Raw genomic sequence first — 18682 nt, 5'->3', positions numbered from 1 at the left:
CCATGACGTACGACGCCGTGCGCACCCCGGAGCTGAACAGCAGCCGCAGCGCCAAGGCGATGATCAGAAGATCGAGCACCGTGTAACCGAGATAGCCCGGGGAGCGCTGGCCGAGCTCCGGCGAAGCCATGATCGGCGAGATGATGAACGCCCAGGCCAGTCCCGACAGCCCGCAGGCCACCACGGCCGCGTCGACGACCGCCTCGTGGGCGAGCCGGGCCCGGTCGCGCCGGGCCCAGGTGAGCAGGGTGGCGAAGAACAACGGGTACCCGCTGAAGTAGGTCAGGTCCCCGACGGAGGGAAAGTGCCGCGACCCGGTGAGGACGAGTTCACCGGTCCACCACAGCACCCCGCCCAGGGTGGCGGCCAGCCCGGCGGTCATCAGCAGCCAGGGCGCGCGGTACGCGGGGCGATGCCACCGCAGCCCGCAGACCATGGCCACCACGGCGCCCACCGCGGCCACGGCGAAGCCCGCCTGCCGTCCGGTCGTCGGCAGCCAGGGCACCGTGGCCGTGAGGACGAATCCGCCCAGCAGGAACCAGCGCCACGCCCACGCGTCAGACCGCGTCGGGGCCTCGTCGCCCCCACCCACCGGAGTCACCACAGGCCATGTGTACCGACCATCGGTTGCAGCTCCGGTTGCCGTTCGGTGCAATGCCGGGCGGCGGCCGGGCCTCTCCGGCGGCGGCGCCGGACCCGGCGGGCCTCACTGGGGCAGCCAGCGCTGCCAGGTCGTGCGGTGGGCGTCCAGCCACCGTTTCGCGGCGTCGTCGTGGGAGAGCTTCTTGACCGTGATGTCGCGGGCCACCGAGTTCTGGTCGTCGTTGCTCCAGCGGAAGTTCTTGATCAGCTCGGCGGCCGGGCTGCCGGAGTCGACGAACGCCTTCCTGGCGATCTTGTCCAGGTCGTACGGCTGGTAGTCGCAGGCCACCTTCTCGGGCACGGCGTCGCAGCCGGGCCGGTACAGCGGCAGCGGGATGTGCACCAGCTTGATCTCCGACAGCAGCCACTGTGGTGTGTAGAAGTAGCCGATCAACGGCGTCTTGTTCGCCTCGGCCTCCCGGAACGCGGCGATGAGCGCGTCCTCGCTGCCCCCGTAGACGACCGAGTAGTCGAGCTTGAGGTTCTTGATCAGGGCGGCGTCGTTCGTCACGAACGACGGGTCGCCGGCCAGGAACTGGCCCTTGCCCTCGGACTTGGGCGTGCGGAACAGCGACGCGTACTTGTTGAGGTTGCGCCACTTCACGATGTCCGGGTACTGCTGCGCCATCCACGGCGGGACGTACCAGCCGATGACGCCCTTGTTGCCGGTCAGGCCCTGCTCGACGGCGATCTTCTTGTCGTCGATGTACGTCTTCTTCAAGTCGTCGTGGCCCCAGACCTCCAGGATGACGTCGACCTCGCCCTTGGCCATCGCCTCCCAGGAGTCCTGCTCGGTGAGCTTCTTCTCCACCACCTTGCAGCCCAGCTCGGTGCGCAGCAGATAGCTGACCACCGCGACGTTCGCCTCGTAACCCACCCACGGGTTGACCGCGATCGAGACGGTGCCACAGGGCGTACGCGCGACGCCGGGCGGCGCGATGATCGCGGCGGACGGCTCACCGCAGGCGGACAGCGCCAGCACACTCAGCAGGGCCGCCGCCCGGCGCAGCCGCCGCCACGGCGTACGTGAAGGCATGGTCTTCCGTTTCTGCTCGTCGGGGTGTCGCATCACCACGTGGGCACCGGCCGTTCCCGGCTCAGCCGCTTGGTGAGGATCTCCTCGGTGAGGGCGACCAGGATGGCCTTGACCGACTCGCGGAACCGCGCGTCGCACTCCAGCACCGGCACGTCCGGGCTGATGCCCAGCGCGTCGCGGATCTCCTCCAGGTCGAACCGCTGGGAGCGGTCGAACATGTTGACTCCCACGAGGAACGGGATGTCACGCTCCTCGAAGTAGTCGACCGCGGGGAAGCAGTCCTCGATCCGCCGGGTGTCGACCAGGACCACGGCGCCGAGCGCGCCGTCGACCAGGTCGTCCCAGAGGAAGTCGAAGCGGTCCTGCCCGGGGGTGCCGAACAGGTAGAGCAGCAACGCGTCGTCGAGGGTGATGCGGCCGAAGTCCAGCGCCACCGTGGTGGTGGTCTTCGCCGACACCGCGGAGGTGTCGTCGATGCCGATCGACCGCTCGGTCAGCTCGGCCTCGGTCACCAGCGGCTCGATCTCCGAGATGGCCCCGACGAAGGTCGTCTTGCCCACCCCGAAACCCCCGCTGATGACGATCTTGACCGCCACCGGTGGCAGGGCCACCGGCGCCGGCTGCCTAGAGCGCCCGTACACGATCCCTGATCCTCTCGATCAATTCGATGGGCAGCTCACCGAGCTGCTGCTCGACCCGCAGGTAGCCGTCGGTCACCAGGTCCGCGACGATCACCCGTAACACGCCGAGCGGTACTTTCAGGCCGACCGCGAGGTCGGCGATCGACATCGGCACCTGGCACAGCTCCACGATGCGCCGGGACTCGAAGCGCAGCGGCGCCGACAGGGCCGCCGGGGCGGCGTGCAGCTGGGTCTCGATCCGCAGGCCGTCCTGCAACGGCTGGGTACGGCCGCCGGTCAGCATGAACGGACGCACGACCACGTCGTCGACTTCCGTCTCGGGCGCCCGGTGCGCCGCCGGGGGTGCCGTCCCGGCCGCCGGGGCCGGTTCCGTGTACGGGAATCTCTGTGGGTCCGGCTCCCACTCGCCCGGGTATGTCATCGCGGCAGATGCTGACGGGACTCGGAGATCAGAGCCGGGGTGAGCAGGGTGCCGAACCGGTCGGCCAGCAGGGACATCTCGTAGCCGACCAGGCCCACGTCGCTGTCACCACCGGACACCACCCCCAGGCAGCTGCCGCCCGCGATGACCGACACCAGCAGGAACCCGCGCCGCATCTCGATCATGATGAGCTTGAGCCCGTCGAAGTCGTAGCGGCGCGAGGCGCTGCGGGCGACGCTGGCCAGGCTGGAGACGATCGCCGCCAGGTGGTCGGCCTCGGCCCGGTTGAGCCCGTCGGAACTCGCGATGAGCAGGCCGTCGGAGGACACCGCGACCGCGTCGCGGACCCCGTCGGTCTGGTGGACGAAGTTGCCCAGCAGCCAGTTCAGTTGGTGCCGGTCGGCAGACGTATCAACGCTCATGGGACTTCTTTCGACCTCGGTGCGGGGGTGGGCGAGGGTCAGGGCCCATCGATGGATTCGGTGCTGCCACGCTGCACGCCGGTGCGGAACGCGGTCAGCCGGGCCCGTACCCCTTCCGGCGAATCGTTGACCGGTGCCGGTCGTTCGGCGGTGCGGGTGGGGGCCGCGCCGCCGGGCGTTCCGGTGCGGGAATTCGCCGTCTTTCGGGTACGCGGACTGCGCTTGCGCAGACCGTTCGCGGTGCGTTCACCGTCGGCCGGCGCGAACCCGTCGGGGTCGACGGCGGACGGCGTCGGCGCCGTCTCCACCCGCGCGATGGCGGAGCCGGCGTTGTCCGCGCCGTTCGGCCGCGCGACGGCGGAGCCGGCGTTGTCCGCGCCGTTCGGCCGCACCCCGGCGTCGGCGGGAGCGCCGGGCACGGTGACGTACTCGATGGTCTCCGGCCGGATCCGCCGGTCCGCGGGCACCGCCGGCTCGCTGACGGCGGCGCGCGGGGCCGCGGGTTCCGCGGGTGGCGCGAGCGTCAGCACCTGGGTGACGGCCGGGTCGGACGACTCCAGCGCGGGCACCTCCGGCGCGCTCCGCGCGGCCGCCCGCGCGGGCGGCACGGATTGCCCGGGTGGCGGCACGGCGCGCTGGGGCGGCACCGTGCGCCGCGGGGGCGCCGCGACCGCCTGCGGGTCGGCCAGCAGCGACGCCGGCAGCAGGATGCGCGCGGTCACGCCGACCACCGGCGACGGGGCGAGCTGGACGTCGATGCCCATCTCGGTGGCCAGCCGGCCGACCACGTAGTGGCCGAGGAACCGGGTCGGCGCGGTGACGAAGTCGCCCTCGCCGCGCAGCCGCTGGTTGGCCAGTTCGAGGTCGGCGCGGCCCATGCCGATGCCCTGGTCGGTGATGGCGATCAGGTAGTCCTCACCGATGCGGCGACCCTGGACCTCCACGTCGGCGTCCGGCGGGGAGAACGACAGCGCGTTCTCCACCAGCTCCGCCAGCATGTGCATGACGCCCGCCACCACCGAACCGACCACCAGGACGTCGTCGACGCGACGCAGCGCGACGCGCCGGTACTCCTCGACCTCCGCGACGGCGGCGCGGACCACGTCGGCGATCGGCACCGGGTTCGACCACTGCCGGGGACTGGCCGCACCGACCAGCACCAGCAGGCTTTCGGCGTTGCGTCGCATGCGGGTGGCCAGGTGGTCGAGCTCGAACAGGTTCGCCAGCCCGGTCGGGTCGGACTCCTCGCGTTCGAGGCTGGTGATGAAGCCGAGCTGGCGGCGCAGCAGGTTCTGGTTGCGCCGGCCGAGGTTGGCCAGCGACTCGGTGGTGCTGCGGCGCAGCAGCGCCTGCTCGGTGGCTAGCGCGTACGCGGTGGCCTGGACCCGGTCGAACGCGTCGGCGACCGAGCGGATCTCGTCGGTGGCGCCCGCCGGGACGCGGACCGCCGGGGGTGGTTCCTCGCTGTCCCCGGCGGTCACCTTCCGCACCGCCTCGGGCAGCTGCTCCCCGGCCAGCCGGTTCGCCTCGTCCGCCAGCGCCGCCAGCGGCCGCGCGATCGAGCGGGACGCGACGGTGGCCAGGTAGACGGCGCCGGCGAAGCAGAGGACCACGGCGCCGACCAGCACGGCCATGCGGCGGGTGGCCTGGTCCTGCAGGGTCGCGGCGCGGGCCCGGATGACCGAACCGACGTGCTGCTGCAGTTGCCGCATGTCGTCGAGCAGCGTGGTCTGCGACGACCACCAGGACTGCGGGTTGACCTGCAGGTAGCGGCCGTCGCCGGCGCCCAGCGCCACCTGTTCGAAGAAGGCCGCGGTCTGCGCGGCCCCGGTGTTGAGCAGGTAGTCCCGGGCGGTGCGCTGGGTGTCGGTGGCGTAGCGCTGGAAATCGGCCAGCGCGGCGTCCTTGGCCGAGCGCATGGTGACGAACTGGAGGAACTCGGAGTCCTTGAAACCGCTGGCGGAGAAGACCCCGTTGAGGAACGCCCGCTCCTGCGCCTGGCTCTCCTTGGCGTCACCGAGCGCCTCCAGGGCGGAGACGCCGCGCCGCAGGGCCGGGTCGGACGAGCTGTCCAGGCCGTAGTCGACGTTGCGCAGCTCGGCGATCCGGCCGGTGTAGAAGGCGAAGGTGGGTGCCCGGCCGGCGGCGCCCGCGTCGGTGGCGGCCCGGACGCCCGCCAGGCCGTCGAGCTGCCGTACGGCGGCGGCGACGCGGTCCTGCGCCACACCCCCGGAGGCGACCAGCCGCTCCACGTCGGCCCGTTGGTCGTCGACGCGCTTGCGCGCCGGTGCCAGCTCGGGCCGGAAGCCGATGTTGCCGCCGAGCAGGCCCGCGGTCAGACCACGTTCGGTCTGCAACTCCTGCACCAGGTCCTGCACGGCGAGCACCAGCGTGACCGCGCGGGCGGTGGCGGCCGCCGTCCGGTAGTTCTCGACCTGGGCGACCGTGACGACGCCGAGCAGGACCAGGACCGCCACCACGGGCAGGGTGAGGGTACGCACGATCCGCCGGCGGATCGTGCCGCCCGACACCGCGGCGGGCACCGCGGCCGCCGGGGCCGCGGTGTCACCGCCGGACGGCGTGGGATCCGTGTCGTGGCCGGGGCGTCGCGGGGACGGAATTCTCATGACCGGACCGTCCCTCTCCTTTGACCTGGTTGAGGTTCGCGCGGTGCGCCGCTGTCAGACCATAGCGACGAGCCAAACAGAAAGTCCACAATGTACTGCGATATGAACACGGGAATTGTCTTCCGCGACGCTCAACCGGCGGCCGGGATCCAGGACTTCCAGGTCGACTCGTGCTCGTTGACCCACTTCTCCGCGGCCGCGTCGGCACTCATGCCCTGGTTGGTGATGTAATCCGAGACCAGGTTCTGATCGTCGTTCGTCCACTGGAAGTTCTTGATCAACTGGTACGCGGCACCCCCGGTGTCGGCGAATTTCTTGCTGGCGATCTTGTCGAGGGCGTAGTCCGGGTAGTCGCAGGCGACCTTCTTCGGATCGGCGTCACATCCGGTGGTGTAGGCGGGCAGCTTGACCCGTGCGTACTTCTCCCGGGAGAACAGCCACTGCGGCTCGTAGAAGTAGAACAGCAGCGGCTTCTGCTGCGCCGTGGCCTGCTGGGCGGCCTTGATCAGGGCCGCCTCGCTGCCCGAGAAGACGACCTCGTAGTTGAGCTTCAGATTGCTGACCAGGGCCTTGTCGTTGGTGACGAACGACGGGTCGCCGTCGAGCAGCTGCCCCTTGCCCTTGGATTCGGAGGTCTTGAAGAGGTCCGCGTACTTGTTGAGGTTCTTCCAATCCGTGATGTCCGGGTACTTGTCGGCCATCCATTGCGGGACGTACCAGCCGATCACGCCCTTGTTACCGGTCGGTCCGACCTCGACGGCGACCTTCTTCTCCTCGATGTAGGTCTTCTTGAGGTCGTCGTGGCCCCAGTTCTCCAGAATGGCGTCCACCTCGCCGGTCTCGAAGCCCTGCCAGGAGATCTCCTCCTTGAGGTTCTTCTTCTCCACGGTGTAGCCGAGTTTCTTCTCCAGCAGGTATCCGACCACGGCGGCGTTGGCCTCGTAACCGACCCATGGATTCACGGCGAGCTTGACGGTGCCTTTCGCGCCGGAGACGGCCGGGGTCGCGGTACCGGCGTCGGACTTGACGCCGCCGCACCCGGCCAGGGCCAGGCTCAGCGCCGCGCCCACCGTGGCGAGCCGGAACGTCACTGCGTACTTCATCGAGGGGGTCCTTCCGGACGGTGCGGGCCGCCGACGGGCGGCCGGTGCGGGGAGGGGGACAGATGCGGACATCAGGTGGCCGGCCGGGGCGGGCCGGCGTCGATGCGCCGGCCGGCGCCTTGGGTGAGCCGGTCGAGCAGTACACCGAGCAGCACGATGGCGAGACCGGCGGCGAGGCCCTTGCCGAAGTCCTCGCGCTGGGCGAAGCCGGCGACGACGTCGTAGCCCAGCGCGCCGGCGCCGACCAGACCGCCGACGACGACCATCGCGAGGACCATGACGGTGCCCTGGTTGGCGGCCAGCAGCAGGCCGCGGCGGGCCATCGGGAGCTGCACCTTCCACAGCAGCTGCCGTGGGGTGGAGCCGGCGGCGACGGCGGCCTCGACGGCGGTGGGCGCGACGTCGCGGATGCCGCGTTCGACGAGGCGGACCACGGGCGGGACGGCGTAGATGACGGCGGCCACGACGGCGGTGAAGCGGCTGGCGCCGAAGAGCGCCACGGCGGGGAGCAGGTAGACGAACGACGGCATGGTCTGCGCGGCGTCCAGCAGCGGCCGCACGGCCCGGGCGAACCGGTCGTGCCGGGCGCAGCGCACCCCGAGCAGCACGCCGCAGACCATCGTCGCGGCGGTCGCCACCAGCACCGTGGCCAGCGTCTGCATCGCGTGCTGCCACAGCCCCAGCGCCGCCACCCCGGCGGCGGCCAGCGCGGCCGGTGCGGCGGCCCGCAGCCCGCTGGCCAGGGTGCCGAAAACCAGCACCACCAGGACGAACAGCCACCACGGCGTGGTGACCAGCAGGTTCTGCAGGGGATCGAGCAGGCCCGCGCTGACGGCGTTCTTCAGCGCCTCGGTGGCGTCGTACGAATGCAGCTCTACCCATCCGGTCAGCGCGTTGACACCGCCGGCGAACGACAGCCGCCAGCCCGGCGGGAACGCGGCACCCGCCCCGGTCAGCCGGACCCCCATGGTCACCGCGCCCACGGCGCCCAGCGCCGCCAGCGCGACGGCCGCCCGCCGGGCCGCGCGGGGCCGGGCCGGCATCGCCCGGTGCGCCGCACGCGTGGTGATCCGGTCGAGCACCACGGCCAGCACGACAATGGCGAGCCCGGCGTCGAAGGCCCGGCCGACGTCGACGCGTTCCAGGGCCTCGACGATGCTCTGCCCCAGGCCGGGCGCGTCGATCAGGGCGGTGACGACCACCATGGACAGCGCCATCATGATGGTCTGGTTGACCGCCAGCACGATGCTCGGGCGGGCCAGCGGCAGCCGCACCTTGCCGAGCAACTGCCAGCGGGTCGAGCCCAGGGCGGTGGCCGCCTCCACGGTCGTCGCGGACACCTCACCGATGCCGAGGGCGGTGATCCGGATGGTGACCGGCACGGCGTAGATGAGCGTGGCGATGACGGCGGCGGGCTCACCGATCGAGAAGAGCAGGGTCATCGGCGCCAGGTAGGCGAAGGTCGGCATGATCTGCATGGCGTCGAGCACCGGCCGCAGGGTGGCGCCGACCGCGGGGACGCGGGCGCAGAGCATCCCGAGCGGCACCCCGATCAGTACGGCCAGCAGGACGGCGGACAGCGTCAGCGCCAGCGTGTCGACCGTCTCCGGCCACAGTCCCAGCAGGCCGCAGCCGACCAGGCCGGCGACGGCCAGCACCGCCGTACGCCAGCCGGCCAGGACGGCGGCCAGCGCTCCGGCGGCGGTGACCAGGCCGGCCCACCCGAGTGCGGTCAACGCGGCGTGCACGGTGGTGTCGAGCACCGCGACGGCCAGGCGCAGGTAGTTCACCCCGTACAGGAAGACCGGGCTGGTGTCTCGGTGCGCGTCGACCCAGGCGCGCAGGTCGGCGAAGAACCGGAACGCCCACGCGTCGTCCGTGTCGGCCGGAGCGGAGGTGCGCACCGTCAGATAGACCGCGACCGTGGCCAGGATCAGCAGCGGCACCATGATGCGGCGGCGGGGCAACGGCGGCAGCTGGCGCGGCCGGCGGGCAACCGTCGGACGCGCCGCGTCGGTGACCACGGCCACGCGCGGCATGGCGGTGGTCACGGCTTCTCCCTCCGCCGGTCCGGCGCGGGCTCAACGGTCATGCCGGCACCGGCGCCCGGTGGCCGGTGAGTGCCGGCAGGAGCTGCTCCGCGTCGATCACGCCGAGCAGCCGGTCGCCGTCGGCGACCGGCAGCGGCAGGTCGGCCCGCAGCACCCGGGGCACCGCGTCGCGGATCACCGTGTCGGCCGGCAGCGGCTGGTCGCCGACGGCCTCGCCGTCGCGCGACGGGCGCACGATCCACCGCAGGGTGAGCACGTCCGCGCGCGGCACGTCGCGGACGAAGTCGGCGACGTAGGCGTCGGCGGGTGCGCCGACCAGTTCCTGCGGGGTGCCGACCTGCACCAGCGCGCCGTCGCGCATGACCGCGATCCGGTCGCCCAGCGACAGGGCCTCGGCGAGGTCGTGGGTGATGAAGACCAGGGTCTTGCCGACCTCGGCGTGCAGGCGGCGCACCTCGGCCTGCATGTCGCGGCGGATGAGCGGGTCGAGGGCGCTGAACGGCTCGTCGAACAGCAGCACCGCCGGGTCGGTGGCCAGGGCGCGGGCCAGGCCGACCCGCTGCTGCATGCCACCGGAGAGCTGGTCGGGGTAGTGGTGCTCGTGACCGTCGAGACCGACCAGGGCGAGCACGTCGCCGGCGCGCCGGTGGCGTTCGGCCCGGCGCACGCCCTGGATCTCCAGGCCGTAGGCGATGTTGTCGACCACCCGCCGGTGCGGCAGGAGCCCGAAGTGCTGGAAGACCATGGCGACGCGGTGCCGGCGCAGGTCGCGCAGCCGGCGCGGGGTCATCGACAGTACCGATTCACCGTCGACGTGGACCTCGCCGCTGGTCGGCTCGATCAGCCGGGTCAGGCAGCGCACCAGAGTGGACTTTCCGCTGCCGGACAGCCCCATGACGACGAACACCTCGCCGGGGCGTACCTCGAAGCTGACGTCGCGGACGGCGGCCGTGCAGCCGGTCCGGGCGCGCAGCTCCGCCCGGGACAGGTCAGCCAACGGGGAGCCGACGACCCTGTCCGACTGGGGACCGAACACCTTCCACAGATTCTCGACGACGATCTTGGGCGGGCGGGAGGTGCTGGTGACCGTCATGTTCATCCTCAGCGGGAAGCGGTGCGGTGGTCAGCGACGCGGCGATCAGGTCAGCGGCACGCTCGCCGATCATCAGGACAGCGACGACGGGATTGACCGAGGTCATCGTGGGGAACACGGAGGCGTCCGCGACCCGGGCGTTGGTAAGGCCGCGGATGCGCAGTTCGGGGTCGACGACCGCGTGGTCGTCGGCGGCGGCGCCCAGGCGGCACGTGCCCGCCGGGTGGTAGACGGTGTGGTGCGCCGCCCGCCCGTACGCGGACAGCTCCTCGTCGGTGGTCAGCTCCGGTCCCGGGGCGATCTCGCGGGCGATCCAGGATCGGAACGGTTCGGTGGCGGCGACCTCGCGGGCGATGCGCAGCCCGTCCACGATCGTCCGCTCGTCGTGGCCGTCGGGATCGGTGAAGTAGCCGAAGTCCAGTGCCGGTTTCACCGTCGGGTCCGCGCTGGTCAGCCAGAGCCGGCCGGTGCTGCGCGGGCGGGGGACGTTGGGGGTCATGCCGAAGCCGTGCGCCGGGATGTCGTAGCCCAGCCGTGCGGTGTTGGTGGTGAACGGCAGTTGATAGAGGTGGAACATCAGGTCGGGGCGGTCGGCGGCCGGATCGCGGCGCACGAACAGGCCCGCGTCGGAGTCCATCGCGGACTGCGGCGGGATGGGCCGGGTCGCCTCCCACAGGATCAGCGACTCGGGGTGGTCGAGCAGGTGCGCGCCGACGCCGGGCAGGTCGAGGGCCACGTCGATGCCGAGGGCGCGCAGGTCGTCGGCGGGGCCGATGCCGGAGAGCAGCAGCAGGCGCGGGGTGTCGATCGCCCCGGCGCACAGCACGTACTCGGAGGTCGCGGTCAGGGTGCGCGGCTGGCCGTGCCGGTCGCGGACCCGCACCCCGGTGACGGACGCACCGGCGGTGTCCAGGCGGTAGGCCCAGGTCTGCGTCAGCACGGTCAGGTTCGGACGATTCAGGTACGGGTGCAGGTAGGCCACGGACGACGAGGAGCGGATGCCGGTGTCCGGGTGGTAGGCGACCGGGAAGAAGCCGGTGCCGTCCGCGAACGGCGCCGCGTTGAAGTCCTCGTGGACCGGCACGCCCAGCGCGGAGTGGCAGGCGGCCACGAAGTCGGCGGTGAGCGGGTTGCGGTCCGCGGCGGCCACGGGCTGGATCTGGACCGCCAGCCGCCGCCAGTACGGCAGCATCTCGTCGTACGACCAGCCGGCGGCGCCCGCGGCGACCCAGTCCGCGAAGTCGGCGGGCGGCGGCAGGAAGCTGATCATGGTGTTGTGCGACGAGCAGCCGCCGAGCACGCGGGCCCGGGAATGCCGGATGTGGGAATTCCCGCGGGGCTGCGGCACGATCGGATAGTCGTAGTCGAGTTCGGTTTCCAGCAGGTTGAGCCAGTTGCGCAGCCGCAGGACCCGGTCGTCGCCCACATCGGAGGGACCACCCTCGACGAGGCAGACCCGCACCGCCGGATCCGCCGACAGTCGCGCGGCGACGACCGCACCGGCCGTGCCGCCACCGACGACCACCACGTCGTACTCGGATGTTGCCGACGCGCTCAGCTGTCCGCTCCTGCCGCTCGACCCCCTGCGGCGCCCGTGCAATTGCACCGGACCGTCGCCATAGGATCGAGTGGAACCACCACAGTGGTCAATGCCGTGGCCAAGGTTTTACCAGAGCGCAATGACGTTCATCAAAGTCCACGCCGGGGATCGCGTGCCGGCGAAGAATCTGCGGTCGTTCGCGCCGGGCACCGCACGTCGTTCAGCGGCGATCTCCCCGAACGGGTGACATTCCCTGCCCATTGACGGGGATACATATGTTTGACAGAGTGGCCGAGTGGCTGATCCACTGATCCACTCACCCATCGCCCGGGACACCGTCGTCGACACGCTCGTGGCCCGGCTACGCGCCGACGTCCTCGCCGAGCGCTACGCCCCCGGCACCCTGCTGCCCCCGGAGCGGGAACTGGCCGCCGGCTACGGCGTCACCCGTACCTCGCTCAAACACGCGCTCGTCCGCCTCGTCGAGGCCGGCCTGCTGGAGACCCGGCACGGGGTCGGCACCCGGGTGCGCGACTACCGCCGCACCGCCGGTCCCGACCTGCTGCCGTTCCTGGTCACCCTGGACGGACCGAGCTGGCTGGTGGAGATCTTCGCCGCCCGGCGGGAGATCGGCTCGCTCATCGCGGCCCGGGCGGCCGAACAGGCCGGCGACGCCGACCGGGCGCGGCTGCTCGCGCTGCGCGACGAGATCGCCGCCGCCCCCGGCGGCGACCCCGCGCAGCTCGCCGAGGCCGAAGTGCACCGCGCGCTGGCCGCGGCCTCCGGCAACCGGGTGTACGAGCTGCTCGTCAACTCCCTGCTGCGCGCCTACGACGACGTGCGGCACCTGTTCGCCGCTCCGTTCGCCGACCCGGCGGCGGCCGCGCGGCGGATCACCCCGCTGGTCGAGGCGGTCCTGGCCGGCAACCCCACGGCCGCCTCCGCCTACGCGGACGCCTACTACCTGTGCACCGAACGACTCATGCTGGGAGGCGACAGTGATCACCACGATGCGCGAGACGATGACCGGCAAGGTACGGCTGACCGGTGAAAGCGGTGAACGACCGATCCGCATGACGCTGCGCGTCACCGTGCCCGGCGCGCTGCACCCGCTCACCGATCTGCGCGCCGCGGCCACCGGCCGGGTCGAGGTGCCGGGCTTCGCCGACGACCCGGCGGCCGCGGGCACCATGGACATCGCGCCGATCCGGGGTAACCGGATCGGGTACCGGCTGGGCTTCACCGCCCACGACGGGCGGCGGCTGTGGCTCGACGGCGCGAAGGCGGTGACCGTACGCCGGCCGCTGGCCAGCATGACCCGGCTGCCCGCCCGGCTGGTGGACGCCACCGGAGCCGTGGTGGGCGAGGCCCGGCTCGTGTTCCACCTGCGCAGCGAGCTGCTGCCGTTCCTGCTGAGCATGCGGATGCGCCGGACCCGGCAGCCGTGGCCGGCCGCGCCGACATCCCGCGACGGTCGCTCCGTCGAGACCGGCGGGCTGCTGCGGTCGCGGTGGCGCGGGCAGCCCGGACGGCTGGAGGTCTGGTACACGACCCTCACCGACCCGGCCACCGGCACCGGCGTGTGGCTGCACCACGAGCTCGTCGCCCCGACCGACGGCTCCCCCGCCCGGGCACACGGCTGGGCCGCCGTCTTCCCACCCGCCGCCGCGCCGACCTGGGCCCGCTTCGGTCCCGACCCGTGGCCCGCCGAACACCCGGCCGACGGATACGCCGCGGGCGCGGTCAGCGCCACCTCGGACGAGCTGACCGGCACGGCCGGTGACCTGCGCTGGCGGCTCAAGGTCTCCGGCGGCGCGGCGCCGCTGTTCACGTTCCCCCGCTGGGCCTGGCACCGCGAGCTGCTGCCCGCCGCGCAGGTCGTGGCGGTCCCGGCCGCGCGGTTCACCGGCACGATCCGGGTCGGTGACCGGGAACTGGCGCTCACCGACGCGCCCGGCAACACCGCCCGCATCTACGGCCACGGCAACGCCCGCCGGTGGGCCTGGCTGCACGCCGACCTGGGCGACGGCGACGTGTGCGAGGTGGTGGCCGCGGTCTCCACCCGCCCGGGTCTGAACCGGCTGGCGCCGCTGCCGTTCGTACGGCTGCGCGTCGACGGCGAGGAGTTCCCGTCCGGCGATCCGCTGCTGGCCGCGCTGCGCTTCCGCGCCCGGCTCGGCCGTCCCCGGTGGACGGTCACCGGCCGCGACGGCGACCGGCGCCTCACCGTCGAGGTGACCATGCCGCCGGAACGCACCCTCGCCGTGCCGTACACCGACCCGGACGGCGCCCCGGCGGTGTGCCACAACTGCGAGGTCGCCGACGCCGTGGTCCGGCTGGAACGGCGCGGCCCCGACGGCTGGCGCGAGCAGCGGCGCTGGGCACTGCACGGGACCGCCCACGCCGAGGTGGGTGAGCGTGACTGAGCGCCTCGCGGCGGCCGCCGCCACCCTGCTCGGCCTCGACCTCGACGAGGGCCGCCGGGTCGCCGCCGAGCTGACCCACCTGGCCGCGGCGTTCCCGCTGCCGGCACGGCTCGGGCTCGGTGCCGCGGGCGGCGGACTGGACGTGGCGGCGCGGCTGCTGGCCGGTGGGCCGCTGGCCCGGCTCGACCAGCCCACCCGGGAGGCGGTCTGCACCACCCTCGCCCACCGGCCCGCCGGCCGGGCCCTGGTCGAGGCGCTGAAGGTCCCGCTGCTGCTGGCCGCCGCGGCCGCCGGCCCGAACGGCGGTCCGGGCGGCGGCCCGGGCGGCGGCCCGGGTGTCCGGTCGACCGTGGGCGACCTCGCAGCGCCGGACCCCGAGCTGAGCTGCGTCGCGGTGGACGACTGGCCGCACCGCAGTCGCACCGACGCCGTCGTGATCGGTTCCGGCGCGGGCGGGGCGATGGCCGCCCGCGAACTGGCCCGGGCCGGTCTGTCGGTGGTGGTGCTGGAGGAGGGGCGCCGGTTCACCGCGGCCGAGTTCCGGAACCGGCGCCCCGCCGACCGCTTCGTCGACCTGTACCGCGACGGCGGCGCGACGATGGCGCTGGGCAACCCGCCGGTGCTGCTGCCGGCCGGGCGCGGGGTCGGCGGCACCACACTGGTCAATTCCGGCACCTGCTACCGCACCCCGGACCGGGTGCTGCGGCGCTGGCGGGACGTACACGGATTGGCGCTGGCCGACCCGGAGGAGTTCGGGCCGCTGCTGGACGAAGTGGAACGCACCCTGCGGGTCGCCGCCCAGCCGGTCGACGTGCTGGGCCGCAACGGCGAGCTGGCGCTGGCCGGCGCCGCGGCGCTCGGCTGGCGGGCCGCCCCGCTGCGCCGCAACGCCCCCGGCTGCGCCGGATCCTGCCAGTGCGCGGTCGGCTGCCCCCGCAACGCCAAGAACGGCGTCCACCTCAACGCGCTGCCGCAGGCGTGCGCCGCGGGCGCGGTCGTGGTGACCGGGGCCCGGGTGGACCGGGTGGTCACCGCGCGCGGCCGCGCCGTCGGGGTGCGCTTCGGCCGCCGGCTGCTGGCCGCGCCGATCGTCGTGCTGGCGGCCGGGGCGATCGAGACGCCGCGGCTGCTGTTCCGCTCCGGGCTGGGCCGGCACCCGGGCACCGGCCGGGGCCTCGCGGTGCACCCGACGGTCAGCGTGGCGGGCCGGTTCGCCGAACCCGTCGTCGCCTGGCGTGGGGTGCTGCAGAGCGTCGGCGTCGAGGAACTGCACGACGACGGTGTGCTCATCGAGGCCACCGCCGGACCGCCGGGGCTGGTGTCGTTCGTGCCGCCGGGCATCGGGCGGGCGCTGCGGGCGGAACTCGCGAACGCGGACCGGCTGGCCACGGTCGGCGCGATGATCGCCGACCAGCCGGGTGGCCGGGTCGGCACCCGCCTTGTGCGGTACCGGCTCGCCCGCAGCGACGCCGACCGGCTGCGGCTGGCCATCATGGCGATCGGGCGGTTGCTGTTCGCGGCCGGGGCGCAGGAGGTCCTCACGGGACTCCCCCACCGCCCCTACGCGCGCGACGTGATCGAGCTGCGCGCGGCGGTCGCCACCGCCGACATCCGGCAGCTGCACATGGCGGCGTTCCATCCGACCGGCAGCGCGGCCATGGGCGCCGACCCGCAGCAGGCGCCGGTCGGCCCGGACGGGCGGCTGCGCGGGGTGGACGGCGTCTGGGTGGACGGCGTCTGGGTGGCCGACGCCTCGGCGCTGCCGAGCTGCCCCGAGGTCAACCCGCAGCTGAGCATCATGGCCGTCGCCCTGGCGGTGGGGCGGGCCGCGGCGGCCCGATGAGCCGCGTCGCGCGCCAGCGGCGACTCCCACCGCCGGACCCGGCGCGGGGCCGCGAACCGGCCGCCCGTCACAGCGCGGCCTCGGCGGGGGCGCGCCGGGCGGGGCCCGCCACCGCGTACGCGGCCAGCCCGCCGGCCGCCAGCAGCAGCGCGGTCACGCCCGCGGCCCGGTTGTCGGGGGCCTGGGACTGCCACGTCAGGATCTGTCCCGTGACCCGTTCCGGCATCGGGAAGACGATCGCGGCCAGCGTCCAGCCGAGCGGCGGCAGCCACGACCGGGCCGTACCGATCGTGGCCGCCGCCAGGGCGGTGAGGCCGAGCAGTCCGGCCGCGTCGCGGACCACGAGCCCCGCCGGGCCGAACCGGGCGCCGGTGGACAGGGTCGCCAGCAGCGGCACCGCCACGACCGCCAGCGCGACCAGCAGGTGGGCGGCCCGCCACCGGGACCAGGCCAGCGCGCCGGTGCGCTCCAGCGCGTCGTCGGGCCCGCCGAGGGTGGCCGTCACCGCCGCGACCAGCAACAGCACGGTCAGGATGACCATGGGCACGCCCACATCGCGGCTGTCGGAGCAGACCGTCCACAGCAGCCAGCTCAGCGCCGCACAGCCACCGGCGGCGGCCAGGGCCGCCGGTGCGCGCCGGGAACGCAGGTAGAGGCCCAGCCACCTCATCGCGACCCGCCGTTCAGCAGGCCGTCGGTGTCGGCGCAGGTCATCGCGGCCTTGCGGACCGCCGCCACCCGCGCCGCCGCCTCCGCCTCGGGGAGTCGCCGCAGCCCCTGCCAGAGCGTGACGGCCCGAGGATGGTATTCGGCCGGTTCCTCGGGCTCCGCGACCGGTTCGCGGCCGGTCAGCCAGGACACCGCCGCCCGGATGACCGGGGTGTCATGCCCGCCGGGGCACGAGTAGTTCAGGCCCACGAACCCGTTCAGGATCCGGCGCAGGACGTCGTCGCCGGCGGCGAGATGCCCGTCGCTGCCGAAGTGGACCGGGATCGGCACGATGTCGGGGCCCGGGGGCGGCGGCGGGTCGCCGAAGTACGTGGTGAGGTCCTCCTGGGCGCTGGTCGGCGCGTCCGGCAACTTCGCCAGCGTCGTCAGGGCCCGCTGGGCGAGCGGGACCACCTCGGGCAGCAGCGCCTCGTGGACCCGGCTGACGCACACCCGGGGGGTGCCCGGCCTGCACACCAGTTCCTGGGCCGCCGGGTCGACCGGGTTGCGGGGGAAGTCGGCGCCGCGCGGGATCACCAGCAGGCCGAGGCCGGCGCCGAGCGCCAGGGGCAGCAGCGCCACCAGGCGGGCCCGCCGGTTGCCGGCCGCGACCAGGAGCCCGCCCGCCACGGCCAGCGCCGCCAGCCAGATCGCCTGGGCGGCGCTGACCCGGCCGTCGACCGTCTGGTAGTCGGTGTACTGGCCCATGCCGTACATCGGGGAGAACAGCATCGTCAGCCACTCCCGGTCCCGGAACAGCGCGGGAATCGTCAGCAGCAGCCCCATGCCCGCCACCGCCGCCGCCGGGGCGGTGAACGGGGACGGCAGCAGGCGCCCCAGCGCGAGGCCGAGCCAGGCCGCCGCCACCAGCGAGACCACCCCGACCGCCGCGACGGCGAAACTCGCCGCGGGCAGGTAGCTGGCCGTGTCGATGATCCACGGCACGGCCACCGCCGCGGCCGCCAGGTAGCCGCCCGCCGCCGCGATGGCCAGCGCACCCAGCACGGGCAGGGCCCGCAGGGCGGGCGGTCGGGCGGTGCTGGCGAACAGCTCCGCCACGTTCGCGCGGTGCTCGCGGCGCGCCTGCCACGCGCCGGCCGCCAGCGCCGACGGCCACAGCAGCACCAGGTACTGCCGCTGCGTCATGGCCAGCGCCATCCAGCCGGCGGACCAGCGTTGCGGGGCGGCGTACAGCAGCACGGCGCCGCCCAGCAGCAGAGTCAGTACGGCGCCGAACGCGACGGAGCGGCGCAACTCGATGCGCAGTACGCGGCTCATCGGGTGGCCTGCCCGCGGTGGCGGCGCAGCAGCGCCGAGTAGCCGCGCTCGGCCGGGCTGTCGCCGGGATCCTCCGCCCCGCCCTGGGCGATGAGCTCGGCGGGGCTGCCCTGGAAGAGCCGCCGCCCGTCGCAGAGCAGGATGACCTCGGCGCAGGCGGCCACCACGTCCTCGACGAGGTGGGTGGAGACCAGCACACAGCTGTCGACGCCCACGGTCCGCAGCAGTTCCCGGAAGTCGAGCCGCTGCTCCGGGTCGAGACCGACGGTGGGCTCGTCGAGCAGCACGATCTCGGGGTCGTTCACGATGGCCTGCGCGATGCCGGCGCGCCGCAGCATGCCGCCGGAGAGCGTCTTCATCCGGGCGTCGGCCTTGGCGGTGAGCCCGACCCGCTCGATGGCCCGCTGCACCGCGCCGGGCACCGCGGCCTTGGGCATCTCCTTGAGCCACGCCATGTACTCGACGAACTCGCGCACCGTGAACCGCGGGTAGAACCCGAACTGCTGGGGCAGGTAACCCAGTCCACGCCGGACCTGGCGCAGGTCGGCGTGGCCGTCGGCGCGCTGACCGCGCAGGGTGAGCCGGCCCCCGGCCGGTTTCACGACGGTGGCCAGCGCCCGCATCAGCGTGGTCTTGCCCGCCCCGTTGGGGCCGAGCAGGCCGTGCACCCCGACGCCGAGGGCCAGGTCGAGCCCGTCGACGGCGAGGTGCCGTCCGGCGCGTACCCGCAGGCCTTCGGCGTGGACCGGCCAGGGATGGGTGGTGGGGGCCGTTTCGGCCGCAGTCACCGTACGCATCATCATCAATCCCTACAAAAGGCGCGCCGGACCGGCGGGCACGCACCACGGACA

General features: G+C 73.5%; 16 protein-coding genes. 4 read left to right on the top strand and 12 right to left on the bottom strand.

All coding sequences use genetic code 11. The annotated features are described in order from the left end of the window. Positions 1–140 precede the first annotated feature (140 nt). On the top strand, positions 141–281 hold the full coding sequence (locus tag EV385_RS34100) for a hypothetical protein (protein ID WP_165449655.1): 141 nt from the start codon (positions 141–143) through the stop codon (positions 279–281). A gap of 425 nt (positions 282–706) precedes the next feature. Here EV385_RS34100 and EV385_RS29880 read toward each other — a convergent pair whose 3' ends face one another. The 9 genes from EV385_RS29880 to EV385_RS29840 form a co-directional block, all read right to left on the bottom strand. Next, entirely contained in the window at positions 707–1678 is a 972-nt protein-coding gene (locus tag EV385_RS29880) for an ABC transporter substrate-binding protein (protein ID WP_130513648.1), read from the bottom strand. A 32-nt stretch (positions 1679–1710) separates the two neighbouring features. Next, positions 1711–2289 carry a GTP-binding protein gene (locus EV385_RS29875; RefSeq protein WP_130512485.1) on the bottom strand — a complete coding sequence of 193 codons (579 nt, stop codon included), beginning with the start codon at positions 2287–2289 and terminating at the stop codon, positions 1711–1713. A gap of 13 nt (positions 2290–2302) precedes the next feature. Continuing rightward, positions 2303–2740, bottom strand: a complete 438-nt coding sequence (locus EV385_RS29870) for a DUF742 domain-containing protein (protein WP_130512484.1) — start codon at positions 2738–2740, stop codon at positions 2303–2305. Next, entirely contained in the window at positions 2737–3162 is a 426-nt protein-coding gene (locus EV385_RS29865; RefSeq protein ID WP_130512483.1) for a roadblock/LC7 domain-containing protein, read from the bottom strand. The genes EV385_RS29870 and EV385_RS29865 overlap by 4 nt, the downstream gene beginning before the upstream one ends. A 38-nt stretch (positions 3163–3200) precedes the next feature. Further along, positions 3201–5789: a sensor histidine kinase gene (locus EV385_RS29860; protein ID WP_130512482.1), complete on the bottom strand. Its 2589-nt coding sequence runs from the start codon at positions 5787–5789 to the stop codon at positions 3201–3203. A gap of 131 nt (positions 5790–5920) precedes the next feature. Continuing rightward, entirely contained in the window at positions 5921–6892 is a 972-nt protein-coding gene (locus tag EV385_RS29855; protein WP_130512481.1) for an ABC transporter substrate-binding protein, read from the bottom strand. Positions 6893–6963: 71 nt separating this feature from the next. After that, positions 6964–8943 (bottom strand): ABC transporter permease, encoded by a 1980-nt coding sequence (locus EV385_RS29850; RefSeq protein WP_242625150.1) that lies wholly within the window; start codon positions 8941–8943, stop codon positions 6964–6966. Between the two features lie 37 nt (positions 8944–8980). After that, complete coding sequence (locus tag EV385_RS29845; RefSeq protein WP_130512480.1) at positions 8981–10036, bottom strand: quaternary amine ABC transporter ATP-binding protein; 1056 nt, start codon at positions 10034–10036, stop codon at positions 8981–8983. Beyond that, complete coding sequence (locus EV385_RS29840) at positions 9933–11564, bottom strand: GMC family oxidoreductase (RefSeq protein WP_130512479.1); 1632 nt, start codon at positions 11562–11564, stop codon at positions 9933–9935. The genes EV385_RS29845 and EV385_RS29840 overlap by 104 nt, the downstream gene beginning before the upstream one ends. Positions 11565–11871: 307 nt before the next feature. On the opposite strand from EV385_RS29840, the gene EV385_RS29835 reads away from it, so the two are divergent. Genes EV385_RS29835 through EV385_RS29825 form a run of 3 tightly spaced genes read left to right on the top strand, consistent with a single transcriptional unit; the run spans position 11872 to position 15845 of the window. Then, entirely contained in the window at positions 11872–12627 is a 756-nt protein-coding gene (locus EV385_RS29835) for a FadR/GntR family transcriptional regulator (RefSeq protein ID WP_207230006.1), read from the top strand. Then, positions 12575–14002, top strand: a complete 1428-nt coding sequence (locus EV385_RS29830) for a hypothetical protein (protein WP_207230005.1) — start codon at positions 12575–12577, stop codon at positions 14000–14002. The genes EV385_RS29835 and EV385_RS29830 overlap by 53 nt, the downstream gene beginning before the upstream one ends. Next, positions 13995–15845, top strand: coding sequence for a GMC family oxidoreductase (locus EV385_RS29825; protein WP_130512478.1), 1851 nt, complete (start codon positions 13995–13997; stop codon positions 15843–15845). Before EV385_RS29830 ends, EV385_RS29825 begins: the two co-directional genes overlap by 8 nt. Before the next feature lie 67 nt (positions 15846–15912). Here the strand turns inward: EV385_RS29825 and EV385_RS29820 are convergent, their stop codons facing one another. Genes EV385_RS29820 through EV385_RS29810 form a run of 3 tightly spaced genes read right to left on the bottom strand, consistent with a single transcriptional unit; the run spans position 15913 to position 18628 of the window. Then, positions 15913–16515: a hypothetical protein gene (locus tag EV385_RS29820; RefSeq protein WP_130512477.1), complete on the bottom strand. Its 603-nt coding sequence runs from the start codon at positions 16513–16515 to the stop codon at positions 15913–15915. Then, positions 16512–17831, bottom strand: a complete 1320-nt coding sequence (locus tag EV385_RS29815; RefSeq protein ID WP_130512476.1) for a hypothetical protein — start codon at positions 17829–17831, stop codon at positions 16512–16514. The genes EV385_RS29820 and EV385_RS29815 overlap by 4 nt, the downstream gene beginning before the upstream one ends. Next, entirely contained in the window at positions 17828–18628 is an 801-nt protein-coding gene (locus tag EV385_RS29810) for an ATP-binding cassette domain-containing protein (RefSeq protein WP_130512475.1), read from the bottom strand. The genes EV385_RS29815 and EV385_RS29810 overlap by 4 nt, the downstream gene beginning before the upstream one ends. Between the last annotated feature and the right edge of the window lie 54 nt (positions 18629–18682).

The organism is Krasilnikovia cinnamomea, from assembly GCF_004217545.1.
Classification (GTDB): domain Bacteria; phylum Actinomycetota; class Actinomycetes; order Mycobacteriales; family Micromonosporaceae; genus Actinoplanes; species Actinoplanes cinnamomeus.
The sequence above is the reverse complement of the archived record's forward strand: the minus strand, read 5'-3'. Positions and strand labels throughout refer to the sequence as shown.

Bases quoted from the DNA above. Each gene is read 5' to 3' on its own strand.
- EV385_RS34100 (WP_165449655.1), top strand. From the start codon at position 141: ATGATGAACGCCCAGGCCAGTCCCGACAGCCCGCAGGCCACCACGGCC.
- EV385_RS29880 (WP_130513648.1), bottom strand. From the start codon at position 1,678: ATGCCTTCACGTACGCCGTGGCGGCGGCTGCGCCGGGCGGCGGCCCTG.
- EV385_RS29870 (WP_130512484.1), bottom strand. From the start codon at position 2,740: ATGACATACCCGGGCGAGTGGGAGCCGGACCCACAGAGATTCCCGTAC.
- EV385_RS29865 (WP_130512483.1), bottom strand. From the start codon at position 3,162: ATGAGCGTTGATACGTCTGCCGACCGGCACCAACTGAACTGGCTGCTG.
- EV385_RS29860 (WP_130512482.1), bottom strand. From the start codon at position 5,789: ATGAGAATTCCGTCCCCGCGACGCCCCGGCCACGACACGGATCCCACG.
- EV385_RS29855 (WP_130512481.1), bottom strand. From the start codon at position 6,892: ATGAAGTACGCAGTGACGTTCCGGCTCGCCACGGTGGGCGCGGCGCTG.
- EV385_RS29845 (WP_130512480.1), bottom strand. From the start codon at position 10,036: ATGACGGTCACCAGCACCTCCCGCCCGCCCAAGATCGTCGTCGAGAAT.
- EV385_RS29820 (WP_130512477.1), bottom strand. From the start codon at position 16,515: ATGAGGTGGCTGGGCCTCTACCTGCGTTCCCGGCGCGCACCGGCGGCC.
- EV385_RS29815 (WP_130512476.1), bottom strand. From the start codon at position 17,831: ATGAGCCGCGTACTGCGCATCGAGTTGCGCCGCTCCGTCGCGTTCGGC.
- EV385_RS29810 (WP_130512475.1), bottom strand. From the start codon at position 18,628: ATGCGTACGGTGACTGCGGCCGAAACGGCCCCCACCACCCATCCCTGG.